The 24,017-nt window shown below is 73.3% G+C and carries 23 protein-coding genes and 1 pseudogene; 10 read left to right on the forward strand and 14 right to left on the reverse strand.

Annotated features, from left to right (window positions below; genetic code table 11):
- Positions 1–57 precede the first annotated feature (57 nt).
- Positions 58–1,236, reverse strand: a complete 1,179-nt coding sequence (tuf, locus tag ABZ261_RS09825) for an elongation factor Tu (protein WP_356857176.1) — start codon at positions 1,234–1,236, stop codon at positions 58–60.
- 303 nt (positions 1,237–1,539) lie between these two features.
- Here tuf and ABZ261_RS09830 point away from each other — a divergent pair, with 303 nt between their 5' ends.
- On the forward strand, positions 1,540–2,328 hold the full coding sequence (locus ABZ261_RS09830) for a VTT domain-containing protein (RefSeq protein WP_356857178.1): 789 nt from the start codon (positions 1,540–1,542) through the stop codon (positions 2,326–2,328).
- A 157-nt stretch (positions 2,329–2,485) separates the two neighbouring features.
- On the opposite strand, the gene ABZ261_RS09835 is transcribed toward ABZ261_RS09830, so the two are convergent.
- Positions 2,486–3,655 (reverse strand): thiolase family protein, encoded by a 1,170-nt coding sequence (locus ABZ261_RS09835; protein WP_356857180.1) that lies wholly within the window; start codon positions 3,653–3,655, stop codon positions 2,486–2,488.
- 118 nt (positions 3,656–3,773) lie between these two features.
- On the opposite strand from ABZ261_RS09835, the gene ABZ261_RS09840 reads away from it, so the two are divergent.
- The 3 genes from ABZ261_RS09840 to ABZ261_RS09850 all read left to right on the forward strand — a co-directional run bounded on the left by ABZ261_RS09840 (position 3,774) and on the right by ABZ261_RS09850 (position 5,757).
- Positions 3,774–4,247, forward strand: coding sequence for a helix-turn-helix domain-containing protein (locus ABZ261_RS09840; protein WP_356857182.1), 474 nt, complete (start codon positions 3,774–3,776; stop codon positions 4,245–4,247).
- Positions 4,248–4,508: 261 nt separating this feature from the next.
- Positions 4,509–5,384 carry an undecaprenyl-diphosphate phosphatase gene (locus tag ABZ261_RS09845; protein ID WP_356857184.1) on the forward strand — a complete coding sequence of 292 codons (876 nt, stop codon included), beginning with the start codon at positions 4,509–4,511 and terminating at the stop codon, positions 5,382–5,384.
- A gap of 193 nt (positions 5,385–5,577) precedes the next feature.
- Positions 5,578–5,757, forward strand: coding sequence for a hypothetical protein (locus tag ABZ261_RS09850; RefSeq protein ID WP_356857186.1), 180 nt, complete (start codon positions 5,578–5,580; stop codon positions 5,755–5,757).
- A gap of 45 nt (positions 5,758–5,802) precedes the next feature.
- Here the strand turns inward: ABZ261_RS09850 and ABZ261_RS09855 are convergent, their stop codons facing one another.
- Positions 5,803–6,414, reverse strand: coding sequence for a DUF4291 domain-containing protein (locus ABZ261_RS09855; protein WP_356857188.1), 612 nt, complete (start codon positions 6,412–6,414; stop codon positions 5,803–5,805).
- 127 nt (positions 6,415–6,541) lie between these two features.
- On the opposite strand from ABZ261_RS09855, the gene lnt reads away from it, so the two are divergent.
- Positions 6,542–8,116, forward strand: coding sequence for an apolipoprotein N-acyltransferase (gene lnt / locus ABZ261_RS09860; protein WP_356857190.1), 1,575 nt, complete (start codon positions 6,542–6,544; stop codon positions 8,114–8,116).
- Here lnt and ABZ261_RS09865 read toward each other — a convergent pair.
- On the reverse strand, positions 8,034–8,945 hold the full coding sequence (locus tag ABZ261_RS09865) for a Gfo/Idh/MocA family oxidoreductase (protein WP_356857192.1): 912 nt from the start codon (positions 8,943–8,945) through the stop codon (positions 8,034–8,036). The two genes, lnt and ABZ261_RS09865, sit on opposite strands and share 83 nt — an antisense overlap.
- 157 nt (positions 8,946–9,102) lie before the next feature.
- On the opposite strand from ABZ261_RS09865, the gene ABZ261_RS09870 reads away from it, so the two are divergent.
- Entirely contained in the window at positions 9,103–9,615 is a 513-nt protein-coding gene (locus ABZ261_RS09870) for a DinB family protein (protein ID WP_356857194.1), read from the forward strand.
- 286 nt (positions 9,616–9,901) lie between these two features.
- Entirely contained in the window at positions 9,902–10,171 is a 270-nt protein-coding gene (locus ABZ261_RS09875) for a hypothetical protein (protein WP_356857196.1), read from the forward strand.
- A 21-nt stretch (positions 10,172–10,192) separates the two neighbouring features.
- On the opposite strand, the gene ABZ261_RS09880 is transcribed toward ABZ261_RS09875, so the two are convergent.
- The 10 genes from ABZ261_RS09880 to ABZ261_RS09925 all read right to left on the reverse strand — a co-directional run bounded on the left by ABZ261_RS09880 (position 10,193) and on the right by ABZ261_RS09925 (position 20,044).
- The gene (locus ABZ261_RS09880) at positions 10,193–10,711 is read right to left on the reverse strand and encodes a hypothetical protein (protein WP_356857198.1); all 519 of its coding nucleotides are present in this window, start codon (positions 10,709–10,711) and stop codon (positions 10,193–10,195) included.
- A 487-nt stretch (positions 10,712–11,198) separates the two neighbouring features.
- Positions 11,199–11,882: a uracil-DNA glycosylase gene (gene ung / locus ABZ261_RS09885; RefSeq protein WP_356857200.1), complete on the reverse strand. Its 684-nt coding sequence runs from the start codon at positions 11,880–11,882 to the stop codon at positions 11,199–11,201.
- 82 nt (positions 11,883–11,964) lie between these two features.
- Positions 11,965–13,542 (reverse strand): ABC transporter substrate-binding protein, encoded by a 1,578-nt coding sequence (locus ABZ261_RS09890; RefSeq protein WP_356857202.1) that lies wholly within the window; start codon positions 13,540–13,542, stop codon positions 11,965–11,967.
- Between the two features lie 185 nt (positions 13,543–13,727).
- Complete coding sequence (locus ABZ261_RS09895) at positions 13,728–14,489, reverse strand: SDR family oxidoreductase (protein ID WP_356857204.1); 762 nt, start codon at positions 14,487–14,489, stop codon at positions 13,728–13,730.
- 21 nt (positions 14,490–14,510) lie between these two features.
- A complete protein-coding gene (gene fabG, locus ABZ261_RS09900; protein ID WP_356857206.1) occupies positions 14,511–15,272 on the reverse strand; it encodes a 3-oxoacyl-ACP reductase FabG in 762 nt (253 codons plus the stop codon).
- A gap of 147 nt (positions 15,273–15,419) precedes the next feature.
- Complete coding sequence (locus ABZ261_RS09905) at positions 15,420–15,869, reverse strand: DUF3037 domain-containing protein (RefSeq protein ID WP_356857208.1); 450 nt, start codon at positions 15,867–15,869, stop codon at positions 15,420–15,422.
- Positions 15,866–16,636, reverse strand: a complete 771-nt coding sequence (locus ABZ261_RS09910) for a HipA family kinase (RefSeq protein WP_356857212.1) — start codon at positions 16,634–16,636, stop codon at positions 15,866–15,868. The genes ABZ261_RS09905 and ABZ261_RS09910 overlap by 4 nt, the downstream gene beginning before the upstream one ends.
- A gap of 285 nt (positions 16,637–16,921) precedes the next feature.
- The gene (locus ABZ261_RS09915; RefSeq protein ID WP_356857214.1) at positions 16,922–17,503 is read right to left on the reverse strand and encodes a nitroreductase; all 582 of its coding nucleotides are present in this window, start codon (positions 17,501–17,503) and stop codon (positions 16,922–16,924) included.
- A 57-nt stretch (positions 17,504–17,560) separates the two neighbouring features.
- On the reverse strand, positions 17,561–17,872 hold the full coding sequence (locus ABZ261_RS09920) for a hypothetical protein (RefSeq protein ID WP_356857216.1): 312 nt from the start codon (positions 17,870–17,872) through the stop codon (positions 17,561–17,563).
- Positions 17,873–18,202: 330 nt separating this feature from the next.
- The gene (locus tag ABZ261_RS09925; RefSeq protein WP_356857218.1) at positions 18,203–20,044 is read right to left on the reverse strand and encodes a BTAD domain-containing putative transcriptional regulator; all 1,842 of its coding nucleotides are present in this window, start codon (positions 20,042–20,044) and stop codon (positions 18,203–18,205) included.
- A gap of 513 nt (positions 20,045–20,557) precedes the next feature.
- Here ABZ261_RS09925 and ABZ261_RS09930 point away from each other — a divergent pair.
- From ABZ261_RS09930 to ABZ261_RS09940, 3 genes and pseudogenes are all read left to right on the forward strand, one after another.
- Positions 20,558–22,264, forward strand: a complete 1,707-nt coding sequence (locus ABZ261_RS09930) for a 2-isopropylmalate synthase (RefSeq protein ID WP_356857220.1) — start codon at positions 20,558–20,560, stop codon at positions 22,262–22,264.
- A 65-nt stretch (positions 22,265–22,329) separates the two neighbouring features.
- A complete protein-coding gene (locus ABZ261_RS09935; RefSeq protein ID WP_356857222.1) occupies positions 22,330–23,916 on the forward strand; it encodes an amino acid adenylation domain-containing protein in 1,587 nt (528 codons plus the stop codon).
- A gap of 1 nt (position 23,917) precedes the next feature.
- Positions 23,918–24,017 (forward strand): annotated as a pseudogene (locus tag ABZ261_RS09940) (class II glutamine amidotransferase); the annotation flags it as partial.

Here is a 24,017-nt window from a genome sequence, read left to right on the forward strand (position 1 = left end):
GCGACCGCGACAGGCGGCCCCGCGCGCGGCCGGCGTCGGGAGCCGGCCCCTACGGGCTCAGCCGGCTCCGCCCACGGAGGTCACCGTGCCCGCCCCCACGGTCCGCCCGCCCTCACGGACGGCGAACCCGAGCCCCGGTTCCACGGGGACGGCGCGCCCCAGCTCGACGGTCATGACGACCGTCTCGCCCGGCCGCGCGGTGCCCGCCTCCCCCAGGTCCACGACCCCCGTCACGTCCGCGGTCCGGATGTGGAACTGCGGCCGGTACCCGCTGCGGACCGGTGTCGTGCGACCGCCCTCACGCCCGGACAGCACGTACACCCGTGCCGTGAAACGGCGGCTCGGCACCACGCTCCCCGGCGCGGCGACCACCTGGCCGCGCCGGACGGCGTCCCGCGGCACCCCCCGCAGCAGCAGCGCCACGCTGTCCCCGGCCTGTGCCTCGGACATCGGCCTGCCGAAGGTCTCCAGCCCGGTCACGACCGTCCGGGCGCCGGCGCCCAGCACCTCGACGCGGTCGCCGACCCGGACCACGCCCCGCTCGACCGCACCGGTGACGACGGTTCCCCGCCCGGTGATGGTCAGCACCTTCTCGACGGGCAGCAGGAACGGCGCGTCCGGATACCGCTCCGGCACCGGCACGTACGTGTCCACCGCGTCGAGCAGCGCCTCCACGGACGCCGTCCAGCGCGGGTCGCCCTCCAGCGCGCGCAGAGCGGAGACCCGTACGACGGGTACGGCGTCGCCGGGGTAACCCCGCGCGGTGAGCAGGTCGCGGACCTCCAGCTCGACCAGGCCGGTCAGCTCCTCGTCCCCGGCGTCGGCCTTGTTCAGCGCGACCACGATGTGGTCGACGCCCACCTGCCGGGCGAGCAGGACGTGTTCGGCGGTCTGCGGCATCACCCCGTCGAGCGCGGAGACGACGAGGACGGCCCCGTCGAGCTGTGCCGCGCCGGTGACCATGTTTTTGACGTAGTCGGCGTGGCCCGGCATGTCCACGTGGGCGTAGTGCCGGGTGTCGGTCTCGTACTCGACGTGCGCGGCATTGACGGTGATGCCGCGGGCGGCCTCCTCGGGGGCGCGGTCGATGCGGTCGAGCGGCACGAAGACACCGGTGCCGCGCTCGGCGAGGACCTTGGTGATGGCGGCGGTCAGCGTGGTCTTGCCGTGGTCGACGTGCCCCATGGTGCCGATGTTCAGGTGCGGCTTGGTGCGCACGTACGCGGTCTTGGACATGGCTGTACCTCGGAGCCTCTCAGCCGTGCGGGGATGCGGGACCCCGAGGACCGGCCGACCCTCCCCCTGCGGGGTCCGCCGGACGATCCGGAGAGGGTCAGCTTCGGGCGCCGTCGACAGCGGCCACGAGGAGCGGGACGGCAGCCTTCGGCGCATCCGCGACGGCGGATGCTGCGAGGACGCAGGCGTACCGGGACATGCCCTCGATCATCACCGACCGCGGATGCGGCGTCGAACGGTTTTCCACGGCGGGTGAGTTCGGGCTCACGGCGATCACCCGCCTCGGTCGGCTACTGTCGGCGGATGCTCGATGCCAACCGCTCTGGCACCGCCACGGCCTCTCCCCGGGCCGCCGCCACGGAGCTCGCCGTCCCCGTCGCCGTTCCCGCCCCAGCCGCGCCGCCGGGGGCGCGCGAGGGGTTCGCCGCGCGCTGCACGCGTGCGCTGACGTCCCCGTACACCCGGCTGTCGCTGCTGCTCGCCCTGCTCGCGGGCGGCGCGGTGTGCGTGCTGCTGTTCGAGCCGCAGCGGCTGCTGACCCAGGGCTGGCCGCCGCAGCTCGGCGGGGCTGCGGCGGCCCTGGTGTTCGCGGCGGCGTACGGGCTGTGCACCGTGGCGTTCGTGCCCCGCCCCCTGCTGAACCTGGCCGCGGGCGCGCTGTTCGGCTCGCAGCTGGGGCTGGCGACGGCGCTCGCCGGCACGGTGCTCGGCGCCGGGGTGGCGTTCGGGCTGGGCCGGGTGCTCGGGCAGGAGGCGCTGCGCCCCCTGCTGCGCGGCCGCTGGCTGCGGGCGGCCGACGGGCAGCTCAGCCGGCACGGGTTCCGGTCCATGCTGGCCGCCCGGCTGTTCCCGGGGGTGCCGTTCTGCGCGGCGAACTACTGCGCGGCCGTCTCCCGGATGCGCTGGCTGCCGTTCCTGCTGGCGACGGCCCTGGGCTCGATCCCCAACACGGCCGCCTACGCGGTCGCCGGCGCCCGCGCCTCGACGCCGACCTCCCCCGCGTTCCTGATCGCGATGGCCTGCATAGCCCTGCCGGCGTTCGCGGGCACGGTGGTCGCCTGGCGCAAGCGTCACCAGCTGCGCGGCCGGTGAGCCGTCCCTGACGGCCGTCGCGCGGGCGGGACCGCCCCCGCACGGCGCGGCGGCGCCGCGGCCGGCGTCGGCCCAGCGGTGCGCGCGCCGGCGGTGCGCGCCCCGACGGTGATCCCGCAGGGGCGTCTCGCTCCCGGACCCTCGGCCGGGACGCCGCTCAGATCCCTTCCAGGATCATCGCGTTGGCGAGGCCGCCGGCTTCGCACATGGTCTGCAGGGCGTAGCGGGCGCCGCGTTCGCGCATCGCGTGGACCAGGGTGGTCGTCAGCCGGGTGCCGCTGGCGCCGAGCGGGTGGCCGAGGGCGATGGCGCCGCCGTGCACGTTGACCTTGGCGAGGTCCGCGCCGATCTCCTGCTGCCAGGCCAGCACCACGCCGGCGAAGGCCTCGTTGACCTCGAAGAGGTCGATGTCGGCCGGCGTCAGCCCCGCCCGGCGCAGCACCTTCTCGGTCGCCGGGACGACGCCGGTGAGCATCAGCAGCGGGTCGGAGCCGGTCACGGCGAAGCTGTGCAGCCGGGCCAGCGGGCGCAGGCCGAGCCGGGCCGCGGTGTCGCTGGAGGTGATCAGGACGGCGGAGGCGCCGTCGTTGACCGGGCTGGCGTTGCCCGCGGTGACGTTCCACTCGATCTGCGGGAACCGCTCGGCGAAGCCGGGGTCGTAGTAGGCGGGCTTGAGGCCGGCGAGGATCTCCGGGGTGCTGTCCGGGCGGACGCACTCGTCGCGGGCGACGCCGTCCAGCGGCGCGATCTCGGCGTCGAACAGCCCCGCCCGCCATGCGGCGGCGGCCTTGTGGTGCGAGGAGACGGCGAACTCGTCCATCCGCTCCCGGGTGAGGGACCACTTGGCGGCGATCAGCTCGGCGCTGATGCCCTGCGGGACCAGGCCCTCCGGATAGCGTGCGGCGACTTCGGGTCCGAACGGGTCGGCGCCGGCGGGGACGTTGGACCACATCGGGACCCGGCTCATGGACTCCACACCGCAGGCGACGACGAGGTCGTACGCGCCGGAGAGCACGCCCTGGGCGGCGAAGTGCACGGCCTGCTGGGAGGAGCCGCACTGGCGGTCCACCGTGGTGGCGGGGACCGACTCGGGGAAGCCGGCGCCGAGGACGGCGTACCGGGTGGTGTTCATGGCCTGCTCGCCGACCTGGTCGACGGTGCCGCCGATCACGTCGTCGATCAGGGCCGGGTCGACGCCGGAGCGCTCGACCAGGGTGCGCAGGGTGTGCGCGAGGAGCTGCACGGGGTGGACGTGGGCGAGGGAGCCGTGGGGCTTGCCCTTGCCGATGGGGGTGCGTACGGCTTCGACGACGACGGCGTCACGCATGGGGCCGGCCTCCAGCGGTGATCGGCGGTGCTACCGGTGAGTAGGAAATCCGGACTCACCATAACCCGGTGAGTTGGAAAATCAAACCCTCTCCGGATCCTCCCTTAGACTGAGCCGCATGGCCGCCACGAAGGACCCGCGCCCCTGCTCCATCGCCGACGCCCTCTCCCTGGTCGGGGAGAAGTACTCGCTGCTCGTGCTGCGGGAGGTGTGCCTGGGCAACGGCCGCTTCGACCAGCTCGTGCGCAACACCGGGGCGCCGCGCGACGTCCTGGCGGCCCGGCTGCGCCGGCTGGTCGAGGCCGGGGTCCTCACCAAGCGCGTCTACAGCGAGCGCCCCCAGCGGTTCGAGTACCGGCCCACGCAGGCCGGACTGGAGCTGGAGCCGGTCCTGCTGACCCTCATGGCCTGGGGCGACCGGCATCTGCGCGCGGAGGGCGACCGCCCCATGCTGGTCGAGCACTCCTGCGGCAGCGCCCTGCGCCCGGTGGTGACCTGCGGGGGCTGCGGCGAGCCCGTGCGCCACGAGGACCTCGACTGCCGTCCGCAGGTCCCCGGCTGGACCGTCGCCGGCCCGACCGCGGCGGCCTGAGCGGAGCGGCCTGAGCGGAGCGACGGCGGCGGGAGCGGCCCGGGCGACGGGCCGGCTGCCCGGCGGGGGGGCGGCGCGCCGGGCACCGACCGGCTGCCGGGCGAGGGACGTGCCGGGGGGTGTGCGAGCCACCCGGGCGAGCGGGCCGGTGCCGGGCGGGCGGGGTGTCCCGCCCCTGTTTCCGCGCCGTCGCCCGGGCCCGCTACGCTGCCCTCGTCATATGATCACCATTTCTTCCCAGCGCTTGGACGCCGTACCTCCATGTCTTGGTTTGAATCCCTCGTCCTCGGACTCGTCCAGGGGCTGACCGAGTTCCTTCCCGTCTCCTCCAGCGCGCACCTGCGGCTGACCGCGGCGTTCTCGGGCTGGAAGGACCCCGGAGCGGCCTTCACGGCGATCACCCAGATCGGCACGGAGGCCGCGGTGCTGATCTACTTCCGCAAGGACATCGGCCGGATCATCGCGGCCTGGTTCCGCTCGCTGGGCGACAAGGCGATGCGCCGGGACCACGACGCGCAGATGGGCTGGCTGGTGATCGTCGGGTCCATACCGATCGGCGTGCTGGGCGTGACGCTCAAGGACCAGATCGAGGGGCCGTTCCGCGATCTGCGGGTCACCGCCACCATGCTCGTCGTCGTCGGCCTGGTCATCGGCGTCGCCGACCGCCTGGCGGCCCGCGACGAGACCGGCGGCCGGCACCGGGCGCCCAAGCAGCGCAAGACGCTGGAGCACCTCGGCGTCAAGGACGGCCTGATCTTCGGCCTGTGCCAGGCCTGCGCGCTCATCCCCGGCGTCTCCCGTTCCGGCGCGACCATCAGCGGCGGCCTGTTCATGGGGTACAAGCGCGAGGCCGCGGCCCGCTACTCCTTCCTGCTCGCCATCCCGGCCGTCCTCGCCTCCGGCGCGTTCGAGGTGAAGGACTCGCTGAGCGAGGGTCATGTGGCCTGGGGGCCGACGCTGTTCGCCACGGTGATCGCGTTCGCGTCGGGATACGCGGTGATCGCCTGGTTCATGAAGTGGATCTCCAACAAGAGCTTCATGCCGTTCGTCTGGTACCGCATCGCCCTCGGCATCGTGATCATCGCCCTGGTCGGCGCGGGCGTCCTGAGCCCGCACGCGGCGGAGTCGGCGGGCTGACGGCGCTCACCGGCGCCGTTTCGGACATCCTCCGGCCCTCCTCGGCCCGCCCCCGACCTGCGCGGGCGCCCCGCGCCCGCCGCGCGCTCGGCCCCGACGAACGGGTTGCCGCGCGGCGCCGGTGACCGACCCCCTACCTTCTGCGTAGCGACGCGGTAGCGCACGGTCAGCCCTTGCCCCTAGGCTGGTCCGCATGTCCCCCGATGTCCCACCCCCTGGTTCCGTGCGGTCGGCCGCCGAGGTGAACGAGCAGATCCGGGCGCTGTGGCTGCGTGCGGGCGGCACCCTGTCGGCCCAGGAACGCGCGGAGTACGAGCGGCTGGTGATCGAGTGGGCGGAGGCGGTCCGCAGCCGCGTCGTCGAGGCGGCCTGACCGCGCCGCCCCCGCCCGCCTCCGCCGCGGTCCGGTGCGCCCCGGTCACCCCCGCAGGTGCGCCAGCACCTCGTCGGCCACCGGATACGGCCGCTCCTCGGGCAGCAGCCCGCGCGCCCGCTCCGTCTCACCGGCCCGTACCAGCGCATGCACCTCGGCCGCCAGCGGGGTGACGTCCTCGATGCCGGCGATCCACTCGTCGGCGTAGCGGGCCGCCGCCTCCCCGGCGAGACCGAGCTGCAACGACCGGTACGGCAGCGGTTCGAGGCGCAGGTCCCGCTCCGGGTCCCACTGCACCCGGGCCGGTGACCGCCGCAGCTGCCGTCTCCAGGCGGCCTCGTCGCCGTGCAGGTCCGGCACGTGGTGCGACAGGCAGGCGTTCCGCAGGGCCCATTCGAAGCCGGCGCGGTCGATCTCGACGGCGAGGACGGTCTCCTGTCCCTCCTTGGCGCCCCAGCCGCAGCGGTACATCATCCACAGGAAGGACGGCTTGATCCACGTCATCCGGTCCCGCTTCCAGGCGGGAGGGAAGCGTCCGGTGCGGGCCGCCGGGCGGCCGATCTCCGGCCGGTAGGCCTGATAGACGGTGACCGTGGCATCCGTGTGCCGGGCCCGGATGCGGAACACCGGTTCGGTCGCGGCTGTTCGTTCGTTCACGGGGACAGGGTGGGGTGCCGCACGTCCCGCGCACCAGTGAATATCGGTGCCGCACCCCTCGCGCACGCGGTGCGGAGATCGCTTCCCGCAGGCACACTGGAGCCGGCACTGGGTAGGGAGGGTCGGTATGAGGACGATCGACCGCTGGCTCACCTCCCCCTGGCGACGCTCCGGCGCCGCGGCTCTCGCGGGCGCCCTGCCCGTGCTCGCGTTCCCGGCGCCGTCGCTGTGGTGGTTCGCGTACATCGCCCTGGTGCCGTGGATCCTGCTGGCCCGCTCCGCGCCGACCGGGCGGCGCGCGGCGTACGACGGCTGGTGCGGCGGCTTCGGCTTCCTGGTGGCCGTGCACCACTGGCTGCTGCCGAGCCTGCACGTGTTCATCTTCCTGATAGCCGTCCTGCTGGGCGCGCTGTGGGCGCCCTGGGGCTGGCTGGTGCGCCGGTTCCTGGGCGGGGCGCCGTCGCCGGGCCGGGGCGCCGCCGCGCTGCTGGTGCTGCCGTCGGCCTGGCTGGCGGTGGAGCTGGTCCGCTCCTGGCAGGGGCTCGGCGGGCCGTGGGGCATGCTGGGCGCCAGCCAGTGGCAGGTGGGCCCGGCGCTGCGGCTGGCGTCGGTCGGCGGGGTGTGGCTGCTCAGCTTCCTGGTGGTGGCCGTCAACGTCGCGGCGGCCGTGCTGGTGGCGATACGCGCGGCACGCGTGCCGGCCGTGGCATCGCTGGTCGCGACGGCCGCCGCGGCCGGTGCCGCGTGGGCGTGGGCGCCGCGCCCGGACGTCGACGGGCGGGTCCGGATCGCCGTGGTGCAGCCGGGCGTCGTGGCCGGCGAGGCCAGCGGCGAGAAGCGGTTCGACCGCGAGGAACAGCTGACCCGGCGGCTCGCCGGGCAGGACGTGGACCTGGTCGTGTGGGGCGAGTCCAGCGTCGGCTTCGATCTGGACGACCGGCCCGACCTGGCCCGGCGCCTCGCCGCCCTGTCCCGCGAGACCGGCGCGGACGTCCTGGTGAACGTGGACGCCCGCCGCTCCGACCGGCCCGGCATCTACAAGAGTTCGGTCCTGGTCGGCCCGGACGGCCTGACCGGCGACCGGTACGACAAGATGCGGCTGGTCCCGTTCGGCGAGTACATACCGGCCCGTTCGCTGCTCGGCTGGGTCACCTCGGTGGGCCGCGCCGCCGGCGAGGACCGGCGGCGCGGCACCGGACAGACCGTGATGAACGTCGGTCACGGACTGCGGATCGGCCCGCTGGTCTGCTTCGAGACCGCGTTCCCGGACATGAGCCGGCATCTCGCCGGGGACGGCGCGGACGTCCTCCTCGGCCAGTCGTCCACCTCGTCCTTCCAGCACAGCTGGGCGCCTGAGCAGCACGCCTCGCTGGCCGCGCTGCGCGCCGCGGAGACCGGCCGCCCCATGGTGCACGCCACTCTCACGGGCGTCTCCGCGGTGTACGGCCCGCAGGGACGGCGCCTCGGGCCGTGGCTCGGCACGGACGCGAACACCGCCCGCGTGTACGACGTGCCGCTCGCGCACGGCCTCACGCCGTACGCCCGTTGGGGCGACTGGCCGGTGCACGGCGCGCTGCTGGTGCTGGCCGCGCTGTGCGCGACCGAGTGGGTGCGGGCGCTCAGGCTGCGCCGGAGCGGTCCTGAACCGCTCGTACCACCCGCTCGCACAGTTCATGAGTCGCCAGCGCGTCCCGGGCGCTGAGCACCTTCCCGGCCCGCACGGCGTCGAGGAAGGCGAGGGCCGCCTGCTCGATGCCGCGCTGCCGGGCCACCGGCACCCAGTCGCCGCGCCGGCGCACGGTCGGCTGCCCCCGGTGGTCGATCACCTCGGCCAGGTTGACGACCTGGCGCTTGGTGTCCTGCCCGGAGACCTCCAGGACCTCCTCCGCAGAGCCGCTGAGCCGGTTCATCACCCCGAGGGCGGTGAAGCCGTCGCCGCCGAGCTGGAGCACGACGTGGTGGAGCAGTCCGCCCTCGACACGGGCCCGCACGGTCACGTCGTCGACCGGCCCCGGCGCCAGGAACCGCAGGGTGTCGACGACGTGGACGAAGTCGTCCAGGATCATCGAGCGCGGCTCCTCGGGCAGCCCCACCCGGTTCTTCTGCATCAGGATCAGCTCGCGCGGGTGGTCCCGGCACTGCGTGTACCCGGGGGCGTACCGGCGGTTGAAGCCGACGGCCAGCGAGACGCCGCGCCGCTCGGCGAGGTCCACCAGCCGCTCGGAGTCCGCCAGTTCGTAGGCGAGCGGCTTGTCCACGTACGTGGGGACGCCCGCCTCGAGCAGCCGGGTGACCATCTCGGGGTGGACGGCGGTGGGCGCGTGCACGAAGGCGGCGTCGAGGCCCGCGGCGAGCAGGGAGTCCAGGGTCGCGTGCCGCCGCTCGGACGGCAGGTGCAGCGCGTCGGCGACCCGGTGGAGGGTCGCGGGGGTGCGGGTCTGCAGGTGCAGATCGATCCCCGGCTGCATGCCCAGCACCGGCAGGTACGCCTTCTGCGCGATGTCCCCCAGCCCGATGCAGCCGACCTTCACGTGCTTCTCCCCTGCGGCTCGCCGGCGTGGTCCCTGCCGGAAGCATACGGGGGCCGCCCGCTGGCGGCGCCGCGCAGAGGCGCGCCGGACCGGCCGCGCGCCGGGCCGTCGGGAAAAACGCTGGTCGCGAATACGGTGACCGGGGGAGGATGCGGGGATGGACACCGAACGCCACGAGCCCGCCCAGAACGCCGGCGAACGCGCCATGCTGGAGGGCTGGCTCGACTACCACCGCCGGACGCTGGCCTGGAAGTGCGAGGGCCTCACCGACGAACAGTTGCGCACCGCGTCGGCGCCGCCCTCGCCGCTGTCCCTCATGGGCCTGGTGCGGCACATGGCGGACGTGGAACGCGGCTGGTTCCGCAAGGTCCTGGTGGGCGACGACCCGGGGCCGATCTACTACTCCGACGCGGACCCGGACGGCGAGTTCCACCTCACCGAGGCCGACACCTGGCAGGATGCGTACGCCACCTGGCAGGCGGAGATCGAGATCGCCCGGCGCAACGCGGCCGGCCTGGAGCTCGACGACCTCTCCCGCGGGCGGAGCAAACTCACCGACGAGCCGTTCAGCCTCCGCTGGATCTACACCCACATGATCGAGGAGTACGCCCGCCACAACGGCCACGCCGACCTCATCCGGGAGCGGATCGACGGCGCCACCGGAGACTGAACGTCACCTCCGGCACCGCGAAGCACCCCCGCACGGGGCATGCCGTCACTCGTGCGGGGCATCCACCGGGGTCTCCTGCTGCCACACCGGGGGCCGACCCAGCAGAGTGACGTGGGTGCATCGAACGACGACCGCCGCAGCGCTTCTGATCACCGTGGCCGCCTCGGCCCTCTCCGGCTGTGTGACGGTGCGGCATCCGGCGAGGCCGGGGCCGCCGCCGGACACCGCGACCGCCCGCCCGACGGCGTCCCGGGGGGTGCAGGCACCGGCCCGGGAGGCACGGGAGATGACCGCACCGTCCCGGCGCCCGGAGCACCCCGAGTCCCCGGCACCGCACCGGACGGCAGCCGCGCCCCCGCCGGCGCAGCGGCCCCCGGCCCCGCGCGAGCCCCGGCTCCCGCAGCCGCGGCAGCCGCGGCGACCGCGCGCCGGCCTGCCCGTCCCGGCGCCGGCGGTCCCCGCGGCCCCCGACGTGTGCGCCCTGGGCAGGCAGTTCGGCGGCTGGGGGAGCGACGACCCGGAGGCGACGGTCTGCGAGCAGGCGTACGGGCAGTGAGGGCCGGCACGGGTGGGCCGGCTACCCGGGCCGCTGCCTCGGCGGGGCCCAGCCGTCGTCGCCCGGGCCGCCGTCCTCCCCCAGCCGCAGTTCCAGCCGGCTGATCGCGGAGCGGACCCCCTCGCCGTAACCGTCGTCGGCGAGACAGGCCGCGGCGGCGCGGGCCCGGCGCAGGTGGCTGCGGGCGGCCTCGGCGCGGCCCAGCTTGACGTAGTCGGCGGCCAGGTTGAGGTGCAGGGACGGCAGGAAGCCCTGGACGCCCGACGGGTCGGCGCCCGCCCGGCCGTCCGTCAGTTCCTCAGCCGCCGACAACGCGCGCAGGTCCCAGGCGAGTTCGTCCGCCGGGTCGTCCTGGGTGTCGGCCAGGTAGTGGGCCAGCGTGCAGCGGTGCAGCGGGTCGCCGTCCTCGCCGATCTCCGCCCACAGGTCCAGGAAGCGGCTGCGGGCCTCCTCGCGGTCGCCGCCGTGGTGCAGCATCACGACCTGACCGATCCGCGTCGAGACGGCGTCCGGCGCCGCCCGTTCCCGTCGCTCCGCCACCCGCGTCCTCCAGGCCGTCGTCGGCTGCGCCGTGTCCGCTCAGCCGTCCGCTTCGACGCTAACCGGCGCCGCGGCGAATACCGGTCAGGCGGCCCCGGACGGCACGGTGCCACGACCGGGCGGGAGCACGGCCGGCCCGGCCACCGCACCGGCCGGAGCACGAAACCCGCGCGGGAGCCGGCGGACCGCCTGCCCGGCCGTCCGCCGGGCCCGCGGCCCACCGGGTGGTGCGGGGCCGTCCCGCCGGGGCGCGAGCCCGGGCGTGGTGACCCGCGCCTCGCTCCGGACCGAGCGGGGGACGCCTGGCCCGGTCCGCCGTGAGCGGTCCGGCCGGTGGGCGCGCGGCGGCCCGGCCCCTCCCCCGGCGGGCGCCGCGGGCCCCGGTGAGCCGACGGCGCGGCTGCGCCCGCGGTGCCTGTCCGGCCCGGCCCCGGCCGGGATCCCGCGCACCGGCCCGGGGGTGAGCGCCGGGACCGCGACCCGGCCGTCAGCCGAGGTTCGGGATCCGCCAGTCGACGGGCTCGTGGCCCTGGCGGGCGATCGCCTCGTTGATCTGGGTGAAGGGGCGCGAGCCGAAGAACTTCTTCGCCGACAGCGGCGAGGGGTGGGCGCCCTTGACCACCGCGTGCCGGGTCTCGTCGATCAGCGGGAGCTTCTTCTGGGCGTAGTTGCCCCACAGGACGAAGACCGCCGGGTCGGGGCGGGAGGCCACGGCGCGGATGACGGCGTCGGTGAACTTCTCCCAGCCCTTCCCCTTGTGCGAGTTGGCCTCGCCGGCCCGCACGGTGAGGACCGCGTTCAGCAGCAGCACGCCCTGCCGGGCCCACGGCATCAGATAGCCGTTGTCCGGGACGGGCAGGCCCAGCTCCTCGTGCATCTCCTTGTAGATGTTCCGCAGGGAGGGCGGGGTCTTCACGCCCGGGCGGACCGAGAAGCACAGGCCGTGGCCCTGGCCCTCGCCGTGGTAGGGGTCCTGGCCCAGGATGAGGACCTTCACCCGGTCGTACGGCGTCGCGTCCAGCGCCGCGAAGACCTCCTCGCGCGGCGGATAGACGGGGCCCCTCGCCCGCTCCTCCTCGACGAACTCGGTCAGCTCCTTGAAGTAGGGCTGCTGCAGTTCGTCGCCCAGAACCCCGCGCCAGGACTCGGGCAGCATGGCGATGTCGGTCACGTCAACGTCCTCACGGTGTGCGGTCACTTGCCGGTGTCCGAACCTACCGCCGACCACTGACAGCCGGTGGCGCGCGGGCGGGTCACCAGCTCGTCTTGCGGTGCAGCGTCCACATCATCATGATCGTCGAGGGGTCGAGGGCCTGCTCGCCGCCGGAGATGTCGTCGCTGGCGGCCACGAACTGCCGGCCCTGCCACAGCGGGAGCAGCCGGGCGTCGTCCACCAGGATCTGCTGCGCCTGCTCCACGTCCTTCACGGTCCGCGCGCGGTCGCTCTCGGCGCGCGCGTGCGGCAGCAGACCGGCGGTGATGCGCTTGGCCGGGTAGGGCGTGCCGAGCGCGTTGTGCTCGCCGACGAACGGGGCGATGAAGTTGTCCGCGTCCGGGAAGTCCGGGAACCAGCCGCGCCCGAACACCGGGTACTCGCCCTTCTGGTAGCCGACGACGTAGCTCTTCCAGGGGCGGCTCTTGAGGGTGACGGTGAACAGGCCGGAGGCGTCGAGCTGCCGTTTGAGCTCCTTGAACATCAGCGCCGTCTCGGAGCCGTAGCGGTCGGTGGTGTACCAGAGGGTGAGCGGAACGCGCCGGGTGATGCCCGCCGCGGTGAGGATCGCGCGCGCCTTGGTGACGCTGGGGTCGCCGTAGTCGTCGAAGAAGCCGGTGGCGTGGCCGGTGAGTCCCTTGGGGACCATCGAGTACAGCGGGTCGACGGTGTCCTTGTAGACCTTGTGGGTGATCGCGCCCCGGTCCACGATCTGGGCGACGGCCTTGCGCACGGCGGGCTGCCTGGCCCAGGGGTCCTTGGGGTTGAACACCAGGTAGCTGATGTCGGTGCCGGCGCCGTCGACGAGTTGCACCTCGTCGGTGGCGTGCTTCTGGAGGGCGACGATGTCGTCGGCGGCGAGACCCCGGTAGGTGACGTCGATCTGCTTGGCCCGCAGCGCCTTGACCATGCCGGCGGAGTCCTGGAAGTAGCGGATGGTCACCGCGTCGTTCTGCCGCTCGGCGAAGCCCTTGTAGTTGGCGTTGCGGACCAGGACGGCTTCCTTGCCCTCCGTGTAGGACTGGAGCCTGTACGGCCCGGAGCCGTGGACCTCGGCGTCCTTGCGCAGCGAGTCGGCGGGGTAGTCGTCGGGGTCGACGATCGACATGGCGGGGGTGGCGAGCACGAAGGGGAAGGTGGCGTCGGGCCGGTTCAGGTGGAAGACGATCTCGCGGTCGCCGGAGGTCTCGACGCGGTCCAGGCTGCCGAGGAGCCCGGCGGGGCCGCCGGGGGCGTCGATGGTGCGGATGCGGTCGATGGAGTGCCGGACGGCCTCGGCCGTGAGCGGGTCCCCGTCGGCGAACTTCATGCCGGCGCGCAGCTTGCAGCGGTAGGTGCGGCTGGTGCTGTCCGTGAAGGAGCAGCTCTCGGCGGCGTCGGGCTGAGGGGTGGTGGCCCCGTTCGGGTAGGCGACGAGCGTCTGGAAGATGTTCCGGTACAGCTCCCAGGAGCCGTCCCAGGCACCGGCCGGGTCCAGGGTGCTGGGGGCGCTGGTGGTCCCCACGACGATCGGCTCCTGGCTGTCGGGGTCGCCGTCCGACAGCACACTGCAGCCGGTCACCAGGGATATGGACGCGATCGCCGCGACTCTCCGCAGGAATCGGTTCCGGTTGAACACGCGCACGCTCCTCGATCTGCCATACCAAGGGTCGGCAGACCATACCGCAGCGCCGCGGCGCCCGGACCTCCCCGGGAACAGGGCTTCTCGATCGAGCGGCGATGACGACGTTGTCATTCCTCCGCACGCACACCGAACGGCGTTCCGGGCGCCGATCCGCCGGGGATCCGGCGCCCGGACGGGACTCAGCCCACGCCGGCGTTGAGGAAGATGCCGCCGTCCACGACGAGCGTCTGGCCGGTGATCCAGTCGGACTGCCCGGAGGTGAGGAACGCGGCTGCCCCGCCGATGTCGGAGGGCACACCGAGCCGGCCGAGCGGGTAGGAGGCGGCCGCCTCCTCCTCGCGGCCCTCGTACAGGGCCTGCGCGAACCTGGTCTTGACCACGGCCGGGGCGATCGCGTTGACCCGCACCTTCGGCGCGAACTCGTGCGCCAGCTGCTGGGTCAGGTTGATCATCGCGGCCTTGCTGACGCCGTACGCGCCGATGAACGGCGAGGGCGCGAGGCCCGCGACCGAGGCGATGTTGACGATCGCGCCGCCGTTCTCCTTCTGCCAGGCGTGCCAGGTCTTCTGGGCGAAGCCGAGCGCGGAGACGACGTTGGTCTCGAAGACCTTGCGGGCGACGTCCAGGTCGAGGTCCGCGATGGGACCGAAGACCGGGTTGGTGCCGGCGTTGTTGACCAGGAAGTCGACGCGGCCGAAGGCCTCCATGGTGCGCGCGACGGCCTCGGTCTGGTGGTCGGGGTCGTGGGCCTTGCCGGCGACGGCGATGACCCGCTCGGCGCCGAGTGCCTCGACGGCCTCCTTGAGGGCGTCCTCGCCGCGGCCGGTGATGCAGACGCGGTCGCCGCGGGCGACCAGCGCCTCGGCGACTCCGTAGCCGATGCCGCGGCTCGCGCCCGTGACGAGGGCGACCTTGCCGGACAGCTCCGGGAGTTCAGTCATGTCGGTGCTACCTCGGCATCCTTAGTCGAGCGGTCCGCCGGCCACGTACAGCACCTGGCCGGAGACGAAGCCGGCCGCCTCGCCGGTGAAGAAGGCGATGGCGTTGGCGATGTCCTCGGGCTCGCCGACGCGCTGCACCGGGATCTGGGTGGCGGCGGCCTTCTTGAAGTCCTCGAAGCCCATGCCGACGCGGTCGGCGGTGGCCTTGGTCATCTCGGTGGCGATGAAGCCGGGGGCGACGGCGTTGGCGGTGATGCCGAACTTGCCCAGCTCGATGGCGAGGGTCTTGGTGAAGCCCTGCAGTCCGGCCTTGGCGGCCGAGTAGTTGACCTGGCCGCGGTTGCCGAGCGCCGAGGAGGAGGACAGGTTGACGATCCGGCCCCAGCCCGCGTCCACCATGTGCTTCTGGACGGCCCTGGTCATCAGGAACGAGCCGCGCAGGTGCACGTCCATGACGGTGTCCCAGTCGGAGACGCTCATCTTGAACAGCAGGTTGTCGCGCAGCACGCCGGCGTTGTTGACCAGGATCGTCGGGGCGCCGAGCTCCTCGGTGATCCGGGCGACGGCCGCCTCGACCTGCGTCTCGTCGGAGACGTCCGCGCCGACCGCGAGGGCCGTGCCGCCGGCTGCGGTGATCTTTTCGACGGTGTCCTTGCAGGTGGCCTCGTCCAGGTCGATCACGGCGACCGCGCGGCCCTCGGCGGCCAGGCGTACGGCGGTGGCGGCGCCGATGCCGCGCGCCGCGCCGGTGACTACCGCGACCCGCTGTTCAGTGGTGGACATTGCTGCTTCTCCTCGCCCTCGAGAGAACTGCCGGTGCTCTCGGAGAGAGCCCCGCATGCGGTGAGCAACCGCTTAGTACCTTCGGCACAGGTGACGCTAGAAGCCCTGGCACCCGGTGTCAACGGCACATCGCGCCGGTGTGGTCCATCACCTCACCAGCAGGTCAAGCAACCGCTCCGTCTCGGCGCCGGGGTCGGCGGTCAGGCCGGTGTGCACCGGACCCGGCTGCACGACGGTGGAACGGGGTGCGATCAGCCAGCGGAAACGGCGTCCGGCGTCGTCCCCGGCCGCCTGCCCGGCCTCCGCCCCGCCCGCGCACACCCTCTCCACGGCGCCGAGCGCGGCCCGGATGCCGGCCACGTCCGCCCGCGCGTCCAGCGCGAGCAGCCGCGCCTCGTCCAGATGGGTGCGGGCGCCGACGTAGGCCCGGGCGCGGCAGTAGACGACCACGCCGGCGTTGATGCACTCGCCGCGCTCCACGCGGGGCACCACCCGCAGCAGCGCGTACTCGAACACGTCCCGGCCGCCGCCCTGACCCGCACGGGTGATGTGCCGCTCGGCCACATGGCCGGCCATGTGGATGTGGCGCTCGCTCACTTGCCCTCCTCGGGACCGATGCCGGTGATGCGCTCGGCGATGACGGCCGCCCGGGCGAGCAGCGGCCGGGCGTAGGCGCGGCGCAGGTCGTCGGGGCCGCCGAAGCCGGGCTCGTCGGTGAGCCAGGCGTCGGGGATCTCGGCGGTGACCTCGGCGAGCAGGTCCTCGGTGACCCGGGGCGCCAGGTCGGCGGCGGCGCCGGTCACGTCCGGGGCGAACCGGGCCAGGGCGTGGTCGGCGGCGTCGTACGGGCGGGCCGCGGAGGTCTCGGCGGACGGCCAGTTGTGCTGCCAGATCATGGTGGCGCCGTGGTCGATGAGCCACAGCTCGCCCCGGTGCACCAGCAGGTTGGGGTTGCGCCAGGAGCGGTCGACGTTGTTGATCAGCGCGTCGAACCAGACGATCCGGCCGGCCTCCTCGGGGCTCACCGGGAAGGCGAGCGGGTCGTAGCCGAGGGCGCCGGAGAGGAAGTCCATGCCGAGATTGGTGCCGCCGCTGTGCCGGAGCAGATCCTGCACCTGCTGTTCGGGCTCGCCGAGCCCGAGGACGGGGTCCAGCTCCACGGTGACCAGACGGGGCGTGCGCAGTCCGAGGCGCCGGGCGAGCTCCCCGCACACCACCTCGGCGACGAGGGTCTTGCGGCCCTGTCCGGCGCCGGTGAACTTCACGACGTACGTCCCGGAGTCGTCGGCCTCGACGAGCCCCGGCAACGAGCCGCCCTCACGCAGGGGCGCGATGTAGCGGGTCGCGGTGACCTCTTTCAGCATTTTCCCAGGCAGCCCGTCTCTTCAACCCGATGGTCCACGCTCAGCCGTGGAGGGTCGCGGGAGCGCGGACGGCCCGTCGACGACCCCGGGGAGCATCCGGCGGAGCCGGGACCGCGGTCGCGGTCCCGCCCTTCTCCCCGGCGTCGCGTCAAGGGCCGTCCGCCCGTGCCTCCGGCCTCCCGCCTCCGGCATGAAGGGAGCATAGTAACCGCGGGTGATCGCCGGTGAGGAGCGCCCCGGCCACCGCGCCGCGGGGCGCAGCCGTCCGGGCGTCCGGCGGGGCGGTCAGCAGCAGACCTCCACCTGGGCGCCGGAAGCCGCCAGCTGCGTGAGGGTGCGGACCCGCGCCCTCGGGTCGGGCAGCCGTCGTGGTCGCGGGAGGCTCACGGCCGTGCCGGTGTACAGCCAGCCCAGCAGCTGTTCGTCGGGGCGCAGCCGGTGCAGGGCGCGTACGCCGTGGTCGTGGGTGACGGCTCCGGTGCGCCAGATGGAGGCGTAACCGCGGTCGTGCAGCAGCAGGGAGAGGGTCTGGATCGCGGCCGCCGTGGCAGCGAGCTGCTCCCAGCGCGGGATCGTCGGGTGGGCGACCGGGGCGAAGACGATGGCGACGAGCAGAGGAGCGCGCAACGGCTTGGCGGCGGCCCGTTCCCGGGCGTGGGGATCGTCCGCCGAGCAGGCGGCGAGCCGTGCGCCCAGTTCGGCCCGCTCCTCACCGCGCAGGGTGACCAGGCGCCACGGCAGCAGCCTGCCGTGGTCCGGTGCGGTCATGGCGGCCTTCACCAGGGCGAGCAACTGGGCGTCGTCGGGGGCGGGATCGCTGAGACGGCTGACGCTGCGCCGGGTCAGCACGGTATCCAGAGTCTCCATCTCGGGCCCTTCCAGAATCAGTGGCACGGCGGGGCGCGGCGCCGGCGGCGGCCGGCCTCAGTCGTCGGTGCGGAGCCCCGCCCCGACGCCGACCGAGCACCGGATGAGCGGGGCGTCCGGGACGGCGCCGCCCGGTCCGTTCGAGGACTGCAGGAAGCGGGCGAGGGCCTCCCGGTCCTCCGCGTCGAGCAACACCTCGATCCGGTCGTAGCCCGTACGGCCCATGCCGGGGAGCTTGAGCCTGATCCGCAGGGAGACGTTGTCGTCGGCGTCGGTCACCGCGGTGATGAGGCCGTCCACGACCCCAGGTATCGTCGGCAGGGCCGCCAGCCCTCCGGTGTCCGTCTCGGCAAGATGCTGTGCGCTCACATGCTTCCTCTCGTTCGTGCCCCAGGGGGCACACCCGGCGGCTCGCCGCACGGAGCGAACGGAAACCGGCCCCGGTCCAGGACCACGGCTTCATCCTGGTCGCCGCCGTCCTCGGTGCGTCCTCGGCCGATCCTCACCGCGCCCCGGTGAACGGGCGGGCCGTGCCCGCAAGCCGTCACCTCGCGGCCACTCGGTTTCCCGGGCTGCAGGTCCGCGGATTTCGTCGGCGGTCGTTCGTGCGGGGGCTTGGTCGGGGTCCCGTCCGACACCGGTGGACGGCACGCCGGTGCGGCCTGCGTCCCCCGCCACCGGTGTGTTCCGGGACCCTGGTCACCGGATTCGTCCGTCCCCGGTGGAAACGGCGGCGAGGCACTCCTCGGCGCGTTCCGGGAACGGTTCGGCGACCGTGCCCGCGAGTTGGGCGGCGAAGGAGTGGACCAATTCGTGAATGCTGTACCGCGCGGGCCCGGAGGCGCTCAACAGATGCGCGTCGACGAGGGATTCGAGAAGCTGTTCGGCGCGGGCTACCGGGAGTCCGCACCGTGCGGCGACGGTACGCGCCTCGATGCGATCGGCCGGCACCCGTGCGAGCAGACGGAAGACGTCCTGCTGCGCGGCGCCGAGCCCCTCGTACGACTGGCGGAACACCTCGGCGACACTGCCCCCTTCCGCCTGCAGGGTGGTCATCCACTGCCCGCTGGCGCCGAGCCGCGAGGCCAGGTGCGAGGCCGACCAGCCGGGGCGGTGGCGGAGCTTGGCGGCGGCGAGCCGGATCGCCAGGGGCAGACCGCCGCAGAGGTCGACGATGTGCTCCACGGCCGCCGGTTCACGGTGCGGCCGGTCGTCTCCGACGATCTTGCCGAAGAGCGCGCGCCCTTCGGACTGGGACATCTCCTGCAAGGTCAGGTGCTGTGTCGCCATGAGGTTCGTCAGCCGGTTGCGGCTGGTCACCACGGTGAGGGAGCCGGGAGAGGCCGGCAGCAGGGGCAGTGTCTGCCGGGTGTCGGTCACGTTGTCCAGGACGATCAGCGCCCGGCGGTCGGCGAGCAACCGGCGCCACAGGGCGATCCGTTCGTCCAACCGGCCGGGGACGCTCTCCGGCGGCACGCCGAGCCCGGTCAGCAGGATCCCCAGGGCGGTGCCCGGATCGCGGGGGCGGTCGGTCATGGCGTACGCCTGCATGTCGACGAACAGCTGCGCGTCGGGATAGCTCGGCGTGAGCCGGTGCGCGGCATGCAGGGCCAGCGCGGTCTTCCCTATGCCCGCCATTCCGTCGATCGCGATCACCGCCGGCGCCGATCTGAGCGGCTGACCCTTCACCTGAGGAATGCGGCCCGCTTCCTGAATCACCCGTTGTTCCCGGGCCCTTCCGGTGAAATGCGCCGCGGCCGGCGGAAGATTGTTGCGCCCGTGCCGCATGGCATGCGAGCGGGAATCCGGCCGGAAACCCTGGAGAATCTGGCGATGGGCTTCCTGCATGTCCGTTCCGGGACTGACCCCGAGTTCCTCTTTGAGGACTTTGCGCGTCCGCTCGAAAAGCGTGAGCGCGTCGGCCTGCGCTCCGGAGCGGTGCAGGGCGAGCATGAACTGCGCCACCAGGCGTTCCCGCAGCGGATGCTCGGCCACCCACGTGGCGAGTTCACCGAGCAGCGCCTGATGGTTTCCCGCCGCGAGTTCCAATTCGACGCGCTGCTCCATGGTGACCAGCCGCAGCTCGTCGAGCGCCGCGATCTGGGCCTGCAGCGCGGGCCGGTCGAGGCCCGCGAGGACGGGTCCGCGCCACAGGGCGAGGGCGGACCTCAGCCCGGCCAGCGCCTCCTCGGCACGCCCTGCCGCCAGCGACTTCCGGGCTTCGGCCGCTCGTTGCAGAAACGTCACTGCATCCACCTGGCAGCCGTCCGGCACCAACTGGTACCCGTCCCCCGCCAGCCGCAGGTTCTCGGCCAGCCGGGGGTGGAGGCGACGCAGGTCGGAGGTGGCGTTGCGGATCTGCTTGACGGCCGTGGCGGGGGGCTGCGCCCCCCAGACCGTGTCGATCAGCCGGTCGATCGGGATCGGCGCTCCCCCGGCCAGCACCAGGGCGCCCAGCACCGCTTGGCGCTTGGCGCCCGAGACGAATAGGCGTGCACTGCCGACGTAGAGTTCTAACGGTCCTAAGATGCGCAACTCCATCTGTATACCCCTGCGGCCGTCAGGCCAGTGAGAAAATATCGGGTCAACGCTCCTCAGTAATTTCCTCCGGGAGCCTACCTTTCGCCGCGGAAACCCCGTAAGGCCCCTCTCACTAGGTGAGATGATGCAGGCTGCGGGACCCGGTGGCAACACCGCGTTGCATACGTCCGGAGCGTTACCCGCAGTACCGGAGTTACCCGGGAGCGGACGATTCGCACGGTTCGGCGGTGACCTGTCCGCCCTGCCCTCCGGCGGCCCCTCTCAGTTGCCCTGCCGGCGCGGTCGGGGCCTTCTGCCGCCGCGCCCCGGCTCATTGTGAGAGCACGGTAAGGAACGGGATAAGGATGGCGCGAGGACGCAATGAGGACGCGGGGGGCGACGGTCGACGGGTTGGTTTTCGAGCCGGGCAATGCTCAGGGAGGCTGATCGCGTATGGCCGGGGTGGCGACGAGGGGTACGGGTGACGGAACCACGGCGGGGCAGCCGTGGTGGAACACACAGCGCGGCTCGGGGATGCCGATCGAGCGGTACGGCCGGGCGGCGGAACGGGTCCCGGGCGGCCTGGCGGACCGGACATGGCCGCAGAACGTGCTGCGGCAGGCTCCCCTGTGGGCGTCGGTGGACCTGCGGGACGGCAACCAGGCGCTGGCCAACCCGATGGACGCCGCACGCAAGAGCCGGATGTTCGACCTGCTCGTCGGCATGGGGTTCAAGGAGATCGAGGTCGGCTATCCGGCCGCCAGCGAGGCGGAGTTCGCCTTCGTACAGGATCTGATCCGCCAGGACCGGGTGCCCGACGACGTGACGATCGTGGTCTTCACCCCGGCCCGCCCGGAACTGATCGAGCGGACCTTCGAGGCCCTGCGCGGAGCCCGGCGGGCGGTCGTGCACCTCTGCCTGGCCACCGCCTGCCTGTGGCGCGACGTGGTCTTCCAGGTGTCGCCGGCGGAGCACAAGAAGTACACGCTCGACGCCGCGCGCCTGGTGGCCCGGCTGGCCGACGCGATGCCGGGCGCGGCGACGCGCTTCGAGTTCTCCCCGGAGACGTTCAACGTCACCGAGCCGGAGTACGCGCTGGAGGTGGCCAACGCGGTCGTGTCCGCCTGGGACGCCGCCCCGGACCGCCCGGTCACCCTCAACCTGCCGACCACCGTCGAGACGGACACCCCGAACGTCTTCGCCGACCAGGTCGAGTGGATGTCCCGCAACCTCGACCGCCGGGGATCGGTGATCCTCTCCGTCCACCCGCACAACGACCGCGGCACGGCGGTGGCCTCCGCCGAACTGGCGCTGATGGCCGGGGCCGACCGCGTCGAGGGCACTCTGTTCGGCAACGGCGAGCGCACCGGCAACGTCTGCCTGGCCACGCTCGCGCTGAACCTGTTCAGCCACGGCGTCGAACCGCAGCTGGACTTCTCCGACATCGACGGCGTCCGCCGCACGGTCGAGGAGTGCAACCAGATGCCCGTCCACGCCCGGCACCCCTACGTCGGCGACCTGGTGTACACCGCGTTCTCCGGGACCCACCAGGACGCCATCGGCAAGGGACTGACCGCCCTGGACGACCAGGCCCGGGCCGGTGGCACCAGCCCCGGCCGGATCCCCTGGCAGGTGCCCTACCTGCCCATCGACCCCAAGGACGTCGGCCGGACGTACGAGTCCGTGGTCCGCGTCAACAGCCAGTCGGGCAAGGGCGGTGTCGCCCAGGTGCTCAAGACGCACTACGGCCTGGACCTGCCCCGCCCGATGCGGATCGAGTTCGCCCGCATCGTCCAGGCCATCACCGACCGCACCGGCACCGAGCTGACCTCCCGCCGGCTGTGGGAGGCCTTCAGCGAGCACTACCTGGAGCCGCGGCCCTGGCTGCTGCTGAAGGAGGCTGCGGCCCACGACGCCCCCGGCGGCACCACGTGCCGGCTGCTCCTCGCCGGACCGGACGGTGAGGAGACGCGCCTCACCGGCACCGGCGACGACCCCGTCACCGCGACCGTCGCGGCGCTGCGGGCCGGCGGCCACGAGGTGACCCTGCACGAGCGGACCACGCAGCGCACGCCCGACCAGCGCACCGCCGTGTACGCGCACCTCACGTACGCCGGCACGACGGTGCACGCGGCGGGCCTGCACCCCGATCCCACGACGGCCGCCGTCTGCGCCCTCCTCAACGGCATCAACCGGGTGCGCGGCGAGGGCGGGCAGGACACGGCTCGGCGCAGCCGCTGACCGGGGCCCGGCTGCACCGGGACGACCGGGACGACCCCAGTCCTCGATCCGACAAGGAACATCACATGGTTCTGACAGGTACCAAGGTCCCGTTGCCGGCGGAGCGGCTCGCACACCGCGTCTTCGAGTCGCACGCGGCCGGCCACCCGGAGCGGCTCGCTCTCACCTGCGGTGCGGAGCGCCTGACGTACGGCGAACTCAATGGACGGGCCAACCGGGTGGCCCACTACCTCGCCTCGATCGGGATCACGCGCGGCTCGGTGGTCGGGGTGTGCGTCGACCGGTCCGGCGACCTCGTGGCCACCGTCCTCGGCGTGCTGAAGGCCGGGGCCGCCTACGTGCCGCTGGATCCGTCGTATCCGCCCGAGCGGCTGCGGCTGATGGTCTCCCAGCTTCCGCAGATGGACGTGGTGGTGGCCGGCGGCGACACACTCGCGCTGGTGGCCGGGGCCGCCGGCACGGTCGTGGACATCGGCGACCCGGCGCTCGGCCTCGCGGACCTCCCCGCGACGGATCCGGACGTGCGGATCGATCCCGAGGACCTGTGCTACGTGGTCTTCACCTCGGGCTCGACGGGGACGCCCAAGGCCACCGCGGTGCGCCACGAGGGCTGGTACAACCTGCTCAACTGGCTCACCCTCGAATACGGCCTGGACCACGAGTCGGGGAACCTGCTGGTCAGCTCCTTCGGGTTCGACATCAGCCAGCGCAGCCTGATGACCCCGCTGTTCACCGGCGCGCCCCTGCACCTGCTGCCCAGCCGCAGCTTCGACGTGAGCCTCGCCTACCGGCTCATCGGGGAGCTCGGGGTGCGCACCCTGCACTGCGCCCCGAGCACCCTGTACCTGCTGGTGGAACGGGAGACGGCACAGGGCACCGAGGTGCTCACCGGACTGCGCTACGTCTTCATCGGCGGCGAGCCCATGTCGGCCACCCGGGTCGCCCGGTGGGCCACCCGCGAGGGCAACCGGTGCCTTCTGCTGCACCAGTACGGTGTGGCCGAGTGCACGGACGTCGCCTCCTCGCACCGCATGGTCGACTACGGCTCCTACGCGGAGGGGCCGATGCCCGCCGGTCCCCCGGTGTACAACACCGAGATCCACATCCTGGACGAGGACCTGCGGGAGGTGCCGGACGGCGAGGTCGGGGAGATCTGCGTCTCCGGGATCAGCGTCGGGGCCGGGTACCTCAACGCCGGTCCGGAGGCCGCGGCCCGGTTCGTCACCGTGCGCCGGGACGGGGCCGACGTGCGGCTCTACCGCACCGGTGACCAGGGCTACACCACACCGTCGGGCGAACTCGTCGTGGTGGGGCGGCTGGACCACCAGGTGAAGATCCGCGGCATGCGCATCGACCTCGGCGACGTCGAGCACGCGGTGCGCCGCCACCAGGACGTCCGCGACGTGGTCGTCGTGCCGGCCGGCTCCGGGCAGGACACCCGTCTGGTGGCCCTGGTGATCCCGTCGGGCGACCGGTTCGACGAACGGGCCCTGCGGCGCGACCTGCTCGGCACGCTGCCGCGGAACATGGTGCCGCAGCAGTTCACCGCACTCGACTCCTTCCCGCTGAACCCCAACGGGAAGGTCGACCGCAAGGCACTGGCGAGCCGGCTGCAGAGCGGCCCGTCGCCGGCCGGCTCGGGCGCGCGCTAGCCGGTGCCTGGACCACAGCGGCAGTCACGGCCGCATGCGCATCCATTCCGCCGGCCTGGCCGACCACCCCGCCGTCGTCGTCGCCAGCGAACGCATGGACG

Source organism: Streptomyces sp. NPDC006193 (assembly GCF_040613915.1).
Classification (GTDB): domain Bacteria; phylum Actinomycetota; class Actinomycetes; order Streptomycetales; family Streptomycetaceae; genus Streptomyces.

Coding starts and splice junctions, on each gene's coding strand:
- tuf (WP_356857176.1), bottom strand. CDS start 1,236: ATGTCCAAGACCGCGTACGTGCGCACCAAGCCGCACCTGAACATCGGC.
- ABZ261_RS09830 (WP_356857178.1), top strand. CDS start 1,540: ATGCTCGATGCCAACCGCTCTGGCACCGCCACGGCCTCTCCCCGGGCC.
- ABZ261_RS09835 (WP_356857180.1), bottom strand. CDS start 3,655: ATGCGTGACGCCGTCGTCGTCGAAGCCGTACGCACCCCCATCGGCAAG.
- ABZ261_RS09840 (WP_356857182.1), top strand. CDS start 3,774: ATGGCCGCCACGAAGGACCCGCGCCCCTGCTCCATCGCCGACGCCCTC.
- ABZ261_RS09845 (WP_356857184.1), top strand. CDS start 4,509: ATGTCTTGGTTTGAATCCCTCGTCCTCGGACTCGTCCAGGGGCTGACC.
- ABZ261_RS09850 (WP_356857186.1), top strand. CDS start 5,578: ATGTCCCCCGATGTCCCACCCCCTGGTTCCGTGCGGTCGGCCGCCGAG.
- lnt (WP_356857190.1), top strand. CDS start 6,542: ATGAGGACGATCGACCGCTGGCTCACCTCCCCCTGGCGACGCTCCGGC.
- ABZ261_RS09870 (WP_356857194.1), top strand. CDS start 9,103: ATGGACACCGAACGCCACGAGCCCGCCCAGAACGCCGGCGAACGCGCC.
- ABZ261_RS09875 (WP_356857196.1), top strand. CDS start 9,902: ATGACCGCACCGTCCCGGCGCCCGGAGCACCCCGAGTCCCCGGCACCG.
- ABZ261_RS09895 (WP_356857204.1), bottom strand. CDS start 14,489: ATGACTGAACTCCCGGAGCTGTCCGGCAAGGTCGCCCTCGTCACGGGC.
- fabG (WP_356857206.1), bottom strand. CDS start 15,272: ATGTCCACCACTGAACAGCGGGTCGCGGTAGTCACCGGCGCGGCGCGC.
- ABZ261_RS09910 (WP_356857212.1), bottom strand. CDS start 16,636: ATGCTGAAAGAGGTCACCGCGACCCGCTACATCGCGCCCCTGCGTGAG.
- ABZ261_RS09915 (WP_356857214.1), bottom strand. CDS start 17,503: ATGGAGACTCTGGATACCGTGCTGACCCGGCGCAGCGTCAGCCGTCTC.
- ABZ261_RS09925 (WP_356857218.1), bottom strand. CDS start 20,044: ATGGAGTTGCGCATCTTAGGACCGTTAGAACTCTACGTCGGCAGTGCA.
- ABZ261_RS09930 (WP_356857220.1), top strand. CDS start 20,558: ATGCCGATCGAGCGGTACGGCCGGGCGGCGGAACGGGTCCCGGGCGGC.
- ABZ261_RS09935 (WP_356857222.1), top strand. CDS start 22,330: ATGGTTCTGACAGGTACCAAGGTCCCGTTGCCGGCGGAGCGGCTCGCA.